We start from the raw sequence: 12536 nt of genomic DNA on the forward strand, positions 1-12536 counted from the left end.
TTTCCGCAATGCTCGCCGAACTCGACGACGAGTGGCTGACCGGCAAGGTCTATCTCAACTTCAACCTGTAACCCGGTTGTCATGACCACCCAACCGGAAATTTACAGAAAAGAGGTTGCACAATCCGTCTTGGTCGATCTCGATGCGCAACAGCCGCGTGCCTTCGACCAGGCGGCCCAGCGTCTCGTCCTGATCGAGGATCGCTTCGACCGCCTGCGCCAGCGTGTCCACATCGTCGGCAGCGGTCGCGCCACCGGCGACGATGTCGACCGCCACGTCCAACTTGCGGTAGCGCAAGCCCGGATCAGCGTGCGGCTGCTCTTCGATGCGCTCCTGCTGCGCGTAGATGAGGATCGCCGGCAAGCGGCCAGATGCCAGCGGCGTGGCGCGATGCACGTGGATGCGCTGCGGCGTGATGCGCGCATCGACCGCCGGCAAATGCGCTGCCAGGCGCTGCGCCACCGCTTCGCGGATCACAGTGCGTGGTGGCTTGCTCACGGCGACGCCCCGTCAAGATGCAGCAGCAGCCGCAAAAAGCCGTACCCGTCCGGGCGCACATCGACGATCAGATAGCGCTGCCCGCGCACCGTCACCGCATCGCCCTCGACCGGCGGCGGCGTGCAGTCGTCCTGCCAGACCTCCAGCAGCGGCTGCACCATCGACACCGGCTGCCCGCTGCTGACATCCACCGCCTCGTGCGCGGCGCTGAAAATGCCGCGCAGCGGCTGCGGATCGCCGGTTTCGCGGTGCAGCAGCACCGGCTCGGCAAATGTCGACCGCACGGCGTCGGCGACCAGCCGCTGCGCGCGCGCAAACGACGTCATCACCATCCGGTGCTGGAGAAGAGCCGCACGGTCAAGGCCGGGCGCTTGACGATCGGCAGCGGGTTGGACTGGGTGTAGATGTCGATGCCGCTGCCGTCCTGCCGCGGCACCTGGTACGCATAAAGCTCCTGACCGTAGGTGCCCACGGCTTCCATCAGGTTGGCCGGCGCGAAGTAGGTGCGGAAGGTGTCCAGCGTGCCGAGCGGGAACGCCACGCCCTCGCGCGCCGGGATCAGGCGTTCGGTCTGACCATTGGCCAGCGTCACGGTGCCGAAGTACTCCTCGAAGACGATCGAGCCAAAGCGAAAGCCCCGGCGCACATCGTCTCTGAGCGGGTTGGCGCCGGCCGTGCCCTGGTGGAAGGCGTAGGCATCCTTGACGCTCTTGTGCTTGACCAAGGCGTCGAAGAACTCGGGGCTCACAAGCGCATGAATGCCGCTCATGGTCTCGCCTTTGAGATGCTCTTCGATGTGGCGCGCCACCTGGGTGCAGCGGGTGATGATGTCTTCGTTGCCGCCAAAGGCGAAATCCACCTGCGCGCGCGCGATGCCGAACTCGGCGTGCCAGTCGTAGATCGTCTGGCCCGCGCCGTCCTTGGTCACGCCCAGCAGCGCGTTGACGCGCATGTACTCCAGCGTCTGCGCGTGCTTGGCGCGCATGCGCGCGAGCTTGCGCGTCATCACGGTCACCAGCGGGTCTTCGCCGGCGGCCAAACCAAAGCCGCGCACGCCTTGCACCTCCGCCGGCAAGATGACGTCGTTGTGCGGGATGTGCGGTACGACAAACGAACGCAGCGTGCGCTGCTCGCTCGTGCCCACAGTAGCCGGCGCGCCGGGCTGCACAGACGGCAGCAAGCGAAGCTCGCCGTCGACCGACTCGATGACCACGGTGCGCTGCGAGATTGGCTCGGGCGCAAACAAACCCAGCTCGCCCACGCGGCCGTAGCGATTGGGCAGCTGCTGGATGGCCGCCGTCATCTCGGCCAGGGTAAAGCCGCTCCCAGCAAACGGATTGACGATCACAGTCATGGAAAATCTCCTCTCAAACGGCTGTACGCACCACGATGCCGTAGGCAGCCAGCTGCTCGCGCTTGGCGGCGCGCTGCGCATCGGTGTCCACCGACGCATCAAAGACCAGGGCTTGATCGGCCACGATGGCTGGGCCGCGCACCAGGGCCAAGGCCTTGGTGTCCGTCGTGCTCTCAGCGACCGGCTCCAGCAGCACGGCGCAGGCGATCTCGGCACCCTCGATGCCTGTGGTCGAGGCGGCAGGAGAGAGCGTATAGACGCCCGTTGCAGTGATACGACCAAGCACCGCGCCGATGGGGTAGGCGCTGCCGGCCTTGACGGTGACGGTCTCGCGGGTGTAGTCCGGGTCGTACTCGCGCTTGAGCACGTCGCCCAGCGTCGGATTGGATGTCAAAGTGCTCATTGATTACCTCCGTAAGCTTTGGCCGCCTTGACCAATGGGCTGTCGGCGACGGATGGGGGCGATGCCGACGCGGGGGCGACGGCGACGATGTCGGCGGCCGCATCGCGCGCGGCCGCCTGCTCCAGCACCGTGCGGCGCAGCGCATCGGGCTTGATGCCTTGGGTCAGCGCCTGCGCTGGATCGACCGTCACGCCAAGGCGCTTGGCCTGGGCGGCGATCTCGGTCAGTTCGGCCAATTCGGCGCGCAATCGCTGCTCGATCTGCGCAGCCAGCGCAGCTGTATCGGGCGCAGCCGCCTGCGCGGCCGCAGCGTTTGGGTCAACGCTGGCCTCGGCGGCCAGCACATCGTGGGCGTCATCGTGCATGGTCATCTCCTTGGGGTGGGAAAGTCGGGGCGCAGAGCGATCGGCGCTCGCGCGCCGCGCCAGGCGCTGCTGCAGCGCAGCCAGCGCGTCATCGAGCGTGCCGATGCGGTCGGCCAGCCCCGCCTGCAGGGCGGCTTGGCCTCGGTAGATGCGCGCTTGCGTGGCGCGCACCGACTGCGCATCGAGCCGCCGGTGCGCTGCCACCAGCTCGACAAACTGGTCGTAGAGGCGGTCGATGTCGGCTTGGATGTCGCCCGCCACCGACGCTGGCAGCGGCGCGTGCGGGTGGCCGTCGATCTTGTGCTCGCCTGCGTGCAGCAGGGTGTACGACAGCCCGGCCTGGGCGTCCGCGCCCGACTGATCTACGTGCACCGCCACCACGCCGATGGAGCCCGCCTCGGCGGTGCGGGTCAGCCACAGCTGCTCAGCGGCAGACGCGATGGCGTAGGCTGCTGAGAGCGCTGCCTCGTCGGCGATGGCCCACAGCGGCTTGCCGGACGCTTTGGACAAGGCACGCAGACGCAGCGCCAGGTCAAAGACGCCACCCGCCTCGCCGCCGCTGGAGTCCACCTCCAGCAGCACCGCGCGCACCTGCGGGTCGGCAAAGGCGTCTTCGGCCATCGCCTGAATCGCGTGGTAGCTCATCAGGCCACTGGCCGCGTCCAGGTACGCCGAGCGCCGCACCAGCGTACCCAGCACCGGCACGATGGCGATACCGTCGACGATTTGCAGCGCGGGTGGTCTCGGCTGCGCCGACTCGGTCGTCGGCATCGCCAGCGGCTGCCCGGCGAGCTTGCGCGCCATCACGCCCAGGATCACATCGAGCTTGGGGCGCGCGATCAGAAGCGGCGTCCCGTACAGGCGGGACGCCAGGTGGTGAAGATCGGTCATAGTCAGTCAGACTCGGGTTGATCGACAGGGACTGGCGCGGCCCGGCGCTGAAACCACAGTCCAAGGTCGCGCTCGCGCTGCCGATCGGCGGCGATCTCGGCGTCGATCTGCGAGGCGTCATAGCCGCGCTCGGCAATCGCCTGCGTGCGTGACTTGAGCCCCGCCTCGATGGCCTCGATCTCGGCGCGGATGTCTTTGAGCGGATCGACCCAGTCCCAGCGCGGCGGCAGCCAGTTGCACGCCAGATACTCGGCGCGCCGGCGCTCGTAGTCCGGCAGCGTCAGCGCGCCAGACAGCACCGCCGCGTCCATCCAGCGCGCCCACACCGCCCGGCACATCTGAAACACCAGCACCGAGTGCTGGAAGGCTTCAATGCGCCGGCGAAACTCCAGCAGCGCCGCTCGGGTGTTGGAGTAGTTGGCCTTGAGCATGTCCGCCGACAGGTTGGCGTAGGGCAACCCGAGGGCCGCCGCCACCTGCAGCAAGGTGCGGTACTGGAAGGCCTCGTAGTTGCCGCCCACGTCGGCCGGGTTGGAGAAAGTGATGTCTTCGCCCTCATCCAGGATTTGCAGCTGCCCCGGCTCCAGCGGCAACAGCGGCTCGTCTTGCGCGTCGCGCTCGCCGCTGTTGTCAAAGTCGCGCTCGGGCCGGCGCACGAAGCCCACGAACATCGCCGCGACCTTCTTGCGGTCGAGCTCGGCGTCGTCGTACTGGTCGAGCAAAAAGAGCTTGACCAAAGCCGGCGCGAAGCGCGAGACCCCGCGCAGCTGCCCGGCGTCCACCGGATCGATGATGTGCAGCACCATCTCAGCGGGCACGCGCACCGTCTCGCCGGCCAAGCCTGGATCGGTGATGTCTCCAGGGTGGCGGCGCAGGAAGTGATACGCCACGCGACGGCCGATGCGGTCGAACTCGATGCCCTGCCGCACCACGTGGCCGTTGTCGAGCACGCGGTTGTCGGTCAGCGGCAGCATCTCGGATGGCAGCATCTGCAGCTGCAGCGGCACGCTCAGGCCATCTTCGGGCCGGCGCTGCCGTAGCCGGAAGAACACTTCGCCAGCGATAAACAGCTCGCGCGCAGCACGGCGCTGCTGGCCGTAGAAGTCGGTCAGCCATTCGGCATCCGACTCGTCCGTCCAGCGCAGCCACAGCTGCTGCACCTGGTCTTTGATCGCCGCGTCGGCGATGGCCGACGATGGCTTGATGCCGGTGCCCACAGCATTGCTCGCCCACGACTCCACCGCATTGGCCGCGTAGCCGTTGTTGCGGATGAGGTAGCGCGCGCGCGCGGTCATGTCCGCGCCGGCGGATTGGATCAGGGTGTTGACGTGCGCGCGGCTGGCCTGAAACATCTTCAGGCGGCGCGACGACAAGCCGCCCTCGAAGCCGCCGACCATCGCGCCGACGCGCAACACCTGCCGCCCCAGCCGCTGACGCCACTGTTGCCACACGCCCATCACAACCCCTTGCTCGCGTAGACGCGGATACGCCGCGCCGGGCGGCGGCCTTCGGCGTTGGCGATCTCGCGCTCCAAATCCTGCAACGCCGCCTGCAGTTCGGCGTCCGACTTGTAGGTCAGCCACTTGTCGCCGGCCTTCACGGTGAGCACGCCATTGAAGCGCGCCGCGCGCAGCGCCTCATACTGCGCCTTGAGTTGTTCCAGGGTCATCGACAGCACTCCCAGCCAGCGAGAGGCTGGCGGTATCAGATGTAGTTGGAAGAGATGGCCATGCGCCGCCGGGGACTCGGCGTCGTTGGCGTTGCTACCACCACCTGCCCGACCGTCTGCGCGCGCACCGCAGGTGCCTGTGGCAGCGCCTCCACCCGCCGGTTCAGGTTGAGCCCCATCGACAGCAGCCCATGCAGCGCCGCGTAGGCGTACACCCGGCAGTCCAGCGCCTCGTTGCGCCGACCATCCGGCTTCCACCAGAAACGCTGCGGGAAACCCTTGACGTAGCGGGTGCGGATACGCTCTGCCGTCAGCTGCTCGAAGTACTCCGCATCCCGATCCAGCGGAAAGTGCATCGCGCCCGGCCCGGGCCCGACCTTTTTCAGCCGCGCATAGATCGCCTCCTTGGCCGCATCCACCCCGATGGTGAACAAGCTGACCCGGCCCTTGTTGGCCTTGCTCGGGCGCTTGGGCCAGATGGGCTTCTTGCCGGCTCCGCCCTTGATCGCCCAGATGCGCCGCCGCTCTTTGCCGCGGCAGAAAGCGTAGGCAGAGAGCGTGTGGTGGCCGCCGGTGTCGATGCAGGCCGCCTCGATCGCAAGCCCCTGCGCCAGCGTCTCGTGCGCAAAGCGCTGGCTGAGATAAGCATCCAGCTCGTCCCACAGTTGCGGCGCGGATGGGTCGCCCCACAGCACTTTGTAATCGATCGACCACGACTCCTCGTCCCGACCCCAGCCGACCACCTCCAGCTCGATGCGGTCGTCTTGTACGTCCACGCCGCAGGTCAGCACCGCCACAGAGGCAGGTGCCGCCGGCCCATACGCCTCGCGGCGCGCCATCAAGCCTTCGGCGTCCAAGCTCTCTCCATCGCGGTCTTCCCAGGTCTCGGCCAGCTTGGTGTTGACCCAAACCTTGAGCCGCACCGGATCGTCCTTGACCGCCTGGTGTTCCTGCGCGATCTCGGCCCAGGTCAGCCACGGGCTGTACAGGCTCGAGAGGTGAAACCCCGCCGTCTTGCCATCGCCCGCGGCGCGCGGCGTCCATCGTCCGGCCGCCAAGAGCGCCGGCTTGCGGTGCTCGGGGTGGAGGCCGCCGCAGTGCGGGCAGCGCCAGGCAGCTTCTTCCGACCTGCCCTCAGGCCAGCGGATATCCCGCCACAGGATCGGGCTGTATTGGCCGCAGTGATCGCACGGCACTTCATAAACCCGCTGGTCAGACTCCAGATAAGCCGCCTCGATGCGCGAGAAGCCTTTGATCGTCGGCGTCGAGCAGAGGTAAATCTTGCGGTTGATGAAGGTGACCGTGCGCTGCATCGCCAGCGCCACCGGATCGCCCTCGCCGTCGGCGTCGCCCGGATAGCCGTCCACCTCGTCCAAGAACAGGTAGCGCACCGGCATCGAGCGCAGGCCCACCGCCGAATTGGCCCCGGTCAGGATCACAACGCCGCCCGGAAACTCCTTCATCAGCTGGGTGTTGCCGGAATCCCGGCTTCTTGGGTCTTTGACCCGCTCGGACAGAGCCGGGCACGACTCGATCAGCGCATCGATGCGCTGCTTGGAAACCCGCTTGGCCCCTTCCACGGTCGGCTGCACCAGCAGCATCGGGCCGGGCGCATGGTGGATGACGTAGCCCAGCCAGTTTAGGCCGGCTTCCGTCCCGCCCAACTGGGCCCCCTTAATCAACACCACCCGCTCGACGCGCGAGGCGGCCGAAAGCGCCTGCATCACCTCCCGCAGATAGGGAGTGCGCTCGGTGCGCCAGCGCCCCGCCTCGGCCGAAGTGACCGACGTCAGCATCCGGTGGCGGTCGGCCCACTCATCGACGGTGAGGACGGGATCGGGCGCAACACCCCGAATCCATGACAACACAAGGTCGGATGCCGGGGATTGAAACACACGATCGATTGCCACGAATGCGCATCAACAAAACCGGGGGCTGAATTAGCGGCACGACACACCGCCAAAGGCGATGCCTAACGGCGTTCAATCCACACAAGGAACAAATCAACTGGATTCGCTTGGATTATCTGACAAGCAGCGCCTTAATACAGCTGTCGCAGCGATCAACCGAGAAGGAGAGCACACCATGACCCTGCGCATCCGCCAACCCCAGGTCACCGACACCAACGGCAACGCCCTCGGCAAGCGCCTGATCTGGGTCGAGTTCGACGAACACGGCCCCACAAGCGTGCGCTGGCACCAAGGCGAGCGCTACGACTTCACCGGCAAGACCGGCACCAACATCAAAACCGGCCTGCCGGTGCGCGAAATGGCCACCGCGCGCGATGCGCGCATTTGGGTCAGCCTTGACATCGAGTACCTGTGGGAAGACTGATCACGCCAACCCAGCCGCCGCAACCAGGAAAACGCCATGAAATACGACAAAGTTGACGCCCTCGGCGAGCGACTCGCCGAGGCCGCCCTGACCGTGCTGGTGCGCACTTACCGCAAGGAGGTGGCCGCCGCCAGCCGCGACGAGCTCGAATCCGCCTGCGCCGCGATGCGCACCCAGGCCCGCCCCGTGCTCGACCGCCTGCTGGACGACGCCCGCGCCGCGCCCTGGATTGCCGAGGCCGCCTTCCACGCCGCCGCGCTCGAACTCGCGCATGCCGGGATCGCCGTGTTGCGCCCGCGCTGAATCTGGCAAGCCAAGCGGAAAGCGCTTGGCTTCACGGGCGAACAGCGCGTTACTACAAGCACAGCAACCCACCCCAAGGAGAACACCATGCGCAAGACCACCACCAAAGCCACCGCCACCAAAGCCGCGCAGCAACTCGACCAGCTGCTCGCCCGGATCGCCCTGGACCATCTCTTCATCGAGACCCTGGCCACGCGCAACAGCGACAGCCTGGACTTCCACGACGTCAGCGTTTGGGGCGTCAAAAGCGCCTTGATGGCGGCCTACCAAGCCGGTCTGACCGCAGGCCAAAACGCCACCAGCAAGGCCACTGATCAACCGGCCCAGCAGCAAGCCGCCTGACCCTCACATCACCCACAAGGAGCACGACCATGTCCGCACAAACCACCCCGATCACCGAACGCCAACTTGACCTCATCACCCGCGCTCATTGCGATGCGGGCGGCCTGATCGAGCCGCTGCTCGACCTCAAGGGCGGGGCCAAACTCAAGATGATCGCCAGCCTCGCGCAGCGGGGGTTGATCGAGCAGCAAGGCGGCCAGTGGCGCCTGACCCCGGCAGCCATCGCCATCATCAAGGGCGAGGCGCAGCCGGAAGATGTCCTGCCGCCGACGGTGGCCACCCGCGTTGCCACGCCGCCCCTGGCCGTCGACCCGGAACTGGAAGCAGCAGTCGCCGCCGCCGAGGCCAGCTGGCAACAGGACCAGCCCGATGCCGCCCCCAAGCGCGGTCGCGAGCACAGCAAGCAGGCCCTGGTGATCGAGATGTTGAAACGCCCCGAGGGCGCCACCATCGCGCAGATCTGCGAGGCCACGGGCTGGCAGGCGCACACGGTACGCGGCACCTTGGCCGGGGCGCTGAAGAAGAAACTGGGCCTGACGATCGTCTCCGAGAGATCCCCGGGCGGCGAGCGCGTCTACCGGCTTGCCTGAGTCGCGATGGGGCAGCACATCCCGCGCGGGCTGCCTTATCTGACCGGGTTCGTGATTCACTGCGCGATCGCCGACGAGTCGCTCGCCGCCTGATCGAAGGCCAGGCCATCCGCCTCGCGGGTGGCTTGTTGGCCCGTCCAGTCCTGCCAGCGCCGCACGATCACGTCCGCATACTTCGGGTCGAGCTCGATCAGCCGCGCCACGCGCCCGGCCTTCTCGGCGGCGATCAGCGTCGTGCCCGAGCCGCCGAAGGGATCGAGCACCACATCACCCGGCCGGCTGGAGTTGCGAATCGCGCGCTCGACCAGCTCCACCGGCTTCATCGTCGGGTGCAGGTCGTTGACGCGCGGCTTGTCGATGTGCCAGACATCGCCCTGGTCGCGATCGCCGCACCAGTAGCGCGTTGCGCCTTCCCGCCAGCCGTAGAGGATGGGCTCGTATTGGCGCTGGTAGTCTGACCGGCCAAGGGTAAAGGCGTTCTTCGCCCAGATGATGAAGGTGGACCAGTGGCCCCCGGCGGCGCGGAAGGCCGCTTGCAGCGTGTCCAGTTCGCTGGAGGACATGGCGATGTAGACTGCCCCGTCACAGTGCGGCAAGAACAGCTGCAAGGCATCGCGCAGAAAGTCCCCAAACCGATCGCCAAGCTTGTCGTTGAGGATCGGGCGCGTGTCGTCGGCGTAGGCGACGTTGTAGGGCGGGTCGGTAAAGACCATGTCCGCCCGCTCGCCGTCCGGAAACAGGCGCGCATAGGCCTCGGCGGTGGTGGCGTCGCCGCAGACCAGCCGGTGCGGGCCCATGATCCAGACGTCGCCCGGCCGCGAGACGGGCGTCTCCTGCACCTCGGGCGCGGCGTCGTCGTCGGTGTTGCCCTCTGTCGCCCCGTCGTCGGCCAGCAGATCGGCTAGCGCTGCGTCATCGAAGCCGAGCAAGTCCAGATCGAAGCCCTCCTCGCGCAGCGACTCAAGCTCGACGCGCAACAGTTCTTCATCCCAGCCGGCGTTCTCGGCAATCCGGTTGTCGGCGATGACGAGCGCGCGACGTTGCGTCGGCGTGAGGTGGTCCAGCACCACAACCGGCACCTCGGCGAGGTTGAGCTTGCGCGCCGCCGCCAGCCGGCCGTGACCGGCCACAATGATGCCGTCGCCGCCCACCAGGATCGGGTTGACGAAACCAAATTCGGCAATCGATGCGGCAATCTGAGCAATCTGCTCATCCGAGTGCGTGCGCGGGTTGCGGATGTAGGGCAACAGGCGCTCGATGGGCCAGCGCTCGATTTTGTCGGCGAGCCAGTTCATTTGCGATTGCATCCCCAGGGTTGATACGGGGGGTTGTCCAGCGGCCATGCGGTCGTTGAAGACGCCCGACAGGCCTTTGTTGGCGTTGAGTTAGGCCGTCGCAGTCACGCCCTCGGGCTCCCGCTCAGCCTTGACCTCGTCCCAGGTCTGGCCGGAGGCCTGCAGCACCGGCGTCTGGTCGGGGTGGTTCTTGATCCAGCGGATCAGCGCCACATCGACGTATTCGGGGGCAAGCTCCGAGGCCCTGACCCGGCGGCCGCAGGCTTCACCAGCCAGAATCGTGGTGCCCGAGCCTGAGAAGGGCTCGAAGACGATGTCGCCCTCATCGCTGTAGGCCTCCATCACGAACGTGGGCAGCCCGACGGGAAACACCGCCGGGTGGTCGATCTCGCGCTCGCGGTCGATGGGCCCGCGCTGGCGGGTGACGGTGATGACCGAGTCCGGGATGCGGAAGTCTTGGATGGGACGGTCGGCGTGCGTCCAGTCGTTCGGATTGCCGTCTTTGTCTCGCAAGCCGCCACCGCCGTTGAGAGCCGCAAGGTGACTGTAGGTGCCCGCTGTCTTGCACGGCACGATCTTGTTGGGCTTTCGGGCCTCGCGATTGAAGTGGAAGATGAACTCGTGGCGCGGGGCCAGTCGCCCGGCCCAGTCGCCCGGCACCGTCACGCCCTGATCCCACACATACCAGCCAAAGCGCCGCCAGCCTTGAGCGCGCATCCATTCGATCCAGCCGTCCCAGTAGGGCTGCCACTCGCCATCGCGATGCACCAGGCCCAGGTTGACCAGCATCTGGCCGTCGGCAGCCATGATCCGCATGGCCGCCGCAAAGACGCCTTGCATCAGCGCATCCCAGTCGGCGATGCCACCCGTGGTGTAGTTGCGCTGGTTGGCATATGGCGGGCTGGTGAAGAGCAGCGCGGCGCGCTCGCCCGCCATCAGTCGCGCAACGGCGTCAGCGTCGGATGAGTCGGCGCAGATGAGCCGGTGCTGACCCACGCGCCAGATGTCGCCCGGGCGGCTGATGACGATGCGCGGCGGCGCGGGGATGTCCTCGTCGGCGTCTTCGGCGTCTTCGGCAATTTCGCCAATTGGCGGATTTGTTTCGTCGTCGGAATCGGCCTTGCCGAGCAGATCATCGAGCTCCTCGTCACTGAAACCGGTCAGCATCAGGTCGAAGCCTTCGCCCTGCAAGGCGGCCAGTTCCTCGGCCAGCAGCGCCTCGTCCCAGCCCGCATCCAGGGCCAGACGGTTGTCGGCCAGGATGTAGGCGCGCCGCTGCGTGGGGCTCAAGTGGTCGAGCACGACCACCGGCACGGTCTCAAGCCCGAGCCGCTTGGCCGCCGCCAGCCGGCCGTGGCCTGCGAGGATGTCGCCGTCGGCCGAGACCAGGATCGGCGCGGTAAAGCCGAACTCGGCGATGCTGGCCGCAAGCTTGGCGACCTGCTCGTCCGAGTGCGTGCGTGCATTGCGCGCGTAGGGCTTGAGTCGCTCGATGGGCCAGTGCTCGAGGTGCTTGGCCATCGCAGGGGTGATGGTCATGCGGATAACTCCACAGCAGCGTTGCAGACAGAATTGCGGGTGGGCCGGTGCCGGCAGGCGGCGCAGGATCGATCATCGGAATTCGGGAACGCGCACACCGCCGTCTTCCGAAGAGATTTCGATCAACGCCTCGCGGATCGCTTGGTCGAGGATGTCTTCGACCTCGCGCGGGTCGGGCTTTGCCGCCACCGCCGCGACGATCTGCGCCGAGACTTGGCGCGGTATCTGTTGCATGCGGTCGCGCAGCCGCCGGGCAAGATTGAAGACGGTCACCTTCACCTCATCGGCGTTGATGAGCTTGCCTTGCCGCTCCTCGTATTCGAGCTTGGCCAGCCTGGCGGCGTAGGCCTCGCGAACGGTGCGGGCCTTGTGGTAGTTCGCCGACAGCGCGTCTTCGCCGGCAGCTTGCGCGGCGGCGTTGGCGGTTGTCGCCTTGGTTGTCGCCTGCGACACGGGCGGCTGCGCCACACGGGTGCGCTGATTCCACTGCGCATCTGCCTTGGCGGGGTCGATGGTGCCGCCGGGTTCGAGCGTGATGCGGCCCGCGGCTATCGCCTTCCTGACCGCTTCGTGGCTGACCCCTCTGTGCTGGGCGTAAGCCCGAATCGAAACTCCCATTTACGTCTCCTGGCAACCGGCAACTGGCAACTGGCAACCTATTTTTTGGCCTGACGCTAGCGAAACGCCGCGCCGCGCGCGGCCCCGCGCTTTAGATGGCCAGGAAGGAACCGCAGAAGGCCACAGAAGGCCGCAGGATCGACGATCTGGATGTTGGCAATGGGGAAGCATCATCCCATGCGCAAAATCGCTCAGAGGGCTTTCTGATGCGTTTTAGGGCTATCGACTTTCAGTGTTCCAACTCGGAGCAGAGTCTTGACATTGCCGCTCATGTCGCATAACACATCAATGTGTTATATTTCGTTTGCGGAGGCGGTCATGCACTTCAATATCTA

At 66.7% G+C, this 12536-nt stretch carries 15 protein-coding genes; 4 read left to right on the top strand and 11 right to left on the bottom strand.

Features of this window, described 5'->3' with window-relative positions:
• Positions 1-60 precede the first annotated feature (60 nt).
• From Tther_RS11680 to Tther_RS11715, 8 genes are read right to left on the bottom strand one after another with little or no spacing between them, the layout of a single operon-like run.
• Positions 61-498 (bottom strand): hypothetical protein, encoded by a 438-nt coding sequence (locus Tther_RS11680; RefSeq protein ID WP_143904069.1) that lies wholly within the window; start codon positions 496-498, stop codon positions 61-63.
• Positions 495-824, bottom strand: a complete 330-nt coding sequence (locus Tther_RS11685; RefSeq protein WP_143904071.1) for a head-tail joining protein — start codon at positions 822-824, stop codon at positions 495-497. Before Tther_RS11685 ends, Tther_RS11680 begins: the two co-directional genes overlap by 4 nt.
• The gene (locus Tther_RS11690) at positions 824-1852 is read right to left on the bottom strand and encodes a major capsid protein (protein ID WP_143904073.1); all 1029 of its coding nucleotides are present in this window, start codon (positions 1850-1852) and stop codon (positions 824-826) included. Before Tther_RS11690 ends, Tther_RS11685 begins: the two co-directional genes overlap by 1 nt.
• 13 nt (positions 1853-1865) lie before the next feature.
• A complete protein-coding gene (locus Tther_RS11695) occupies positions 1866-2255 on the bottom strand; it encodes a head decoration protein (protein ID WP_143904075.1) in 390 nt (129 codons plus the stop codon).
• Positions 2252-3511 (bottom strand): S49 family peptidase, encoded by a 1260-nt coding sequence (locus Tther_RS11700; RefSeq protein ID WP_143904077.1) that lies wholly within the window; start codon positions 3509-3511, stop codon positions 2252-2254. Before Tther_RS11700 ends, Tther_RS11695 begins: the two co-directional genes overlap by 4 nt.
• Before the next feature lie 2 nt (positions 3512-3513).
• Positions 3514-4968 carry a phage portal protein gene (locus tag Tther_RS11705; protein ID WP_143904080.1) on the bottom strand — a complete coding sequence of 485 codons (1455 nt, stop codon included), beginning with the start codon at positions 4966-4968 and terminating at the stop codon, positions 3514-3516.
• Positions 4968-5180, bottom strand: coding sequence for a phage head-tail joining protein (locus Tther_RS11710; RefSeq protein WP_143904082.1), 213 nt, complete (start codon positions 5178-5180; stop codon positions 4968-4970). Before Tther_RS11710 ends, Tther_RS11705 begins: the two co-directional genes overlap by 1 nt.
• Before the next feature lie 35 nt (positions 5181-5215).
• Entirely contained in the window at positions 5216-7090 is a 1875-nt protein-coding gene (locus Tther_RS11715; RefSeq protein ID WP_143904084.1) for a phage terminase large subunit family protein, read from the bottom strand.
• Between the two features lie 175 nt (positions 7091-7265).
• Between Tther_RS11715 and Tther_RS11720 the strand changes: the two genes are divergently transcribed.
• From Tther_RS11720 to Tther_RS11735, 4 genes are all read left to right on the top strand, one after another.
• Positions 7266-7514, top strand: coding sequence for a hypothetical protein (locus tag Tther_RS11720; protein ID WP_143904086.1), 249 nt, complete (start codon positions 7266-7268; stop codon positions 7512-7514).
• Between the two features lie 36 nt (positions 7515-7550).
• Complete coding sequence (locus tag Tther_RS11725; RefSeq protein ID WP_143904088.1) at positions 7551-7817, top strand: hypothetical protein; 267 nt, start codon at positions 7551-7553, stop codon at positions 7815-7817.
• 87 nt (positions 7818-7904) lie between these two features.
• Positions 7905-8159 carry a DUF6900 domain-containing protein gene (locus tag Tther_RS11730; protein WP_143904090.1) on the top strand — a complete coding sequence of 85 codons (255 nt, stop codon included), beginning with the start codon at positions 7905-7907 and terminating at the stop codon, positions 8157-8159.
• A gap of 29 nt (positions 8160-8188) precedes the next feature.
• Complete coding sequence (locus Tther_RS11735) at positions 8189-8749, top strand: DUF3489 domain-containing protein (protein WP_143904092.1); 561 nt, start codon at positions 8189-8191, stop codon at positions 8747-8749.
• A gap of 56 nt (positions 8750-8805) precedes the next feature.
• On the opposite strand, the gene Tther_RS11740 is transcribed toward Tther_RS11735, so the two are convergent.
• The 3 genes from Tther_RS11740 to Tther_RS11750 form a co-directional block, all read right to left on the bottom strand.
• Positions 8806-10044: a site-specific DNA-methyltransferase gene (locus Tther_RS11740; protein ID WP_143904094.1), complete on the bottom strand. Its 1239-nt coding sequence runs from the start codon at positions 10042-10044 to the stop codon at positions 8806-8808.
• Positions 10045-10134: 90 nt separating this feature from the next.
• On the bottom strand, positions 10135-11583 hold the full coding sequence (locus Tther_RS11745) for a site-specific DNA-methyltransferase (RefSeq protein ID WP_246099028.1): 1449 nt from the start codon (positions 11581-11583) through the stop codon (positions 10135-10137).
• A gap of 72 nt (positions 11584-11655) precedes the next feature.
• The gene (locus Tther_RS11750) at positions 11656-12201 is read right to left on the bottom strand and encodes a hypothetical protein (protein ID WP_143904096.1); all 546 of its coding nucleotides are present in this window, start codon (positions 12199-12201) and stop codon (positions 11656-11658) included.
• Positions 12202-12536 lie beyond the last annotated feature (335 nt).

It is taken from the genome of Tepidimonas thermarum (assembly GCF_007556705.1).
GTDB classification, from domain to species: domain Bacteria; phylum Pseudomonadota; class Gammaproteobacteria; order Burkholderiales; family Burkholderiaceae_C; genus Tepidimonas; species Tepidimonas thermarum.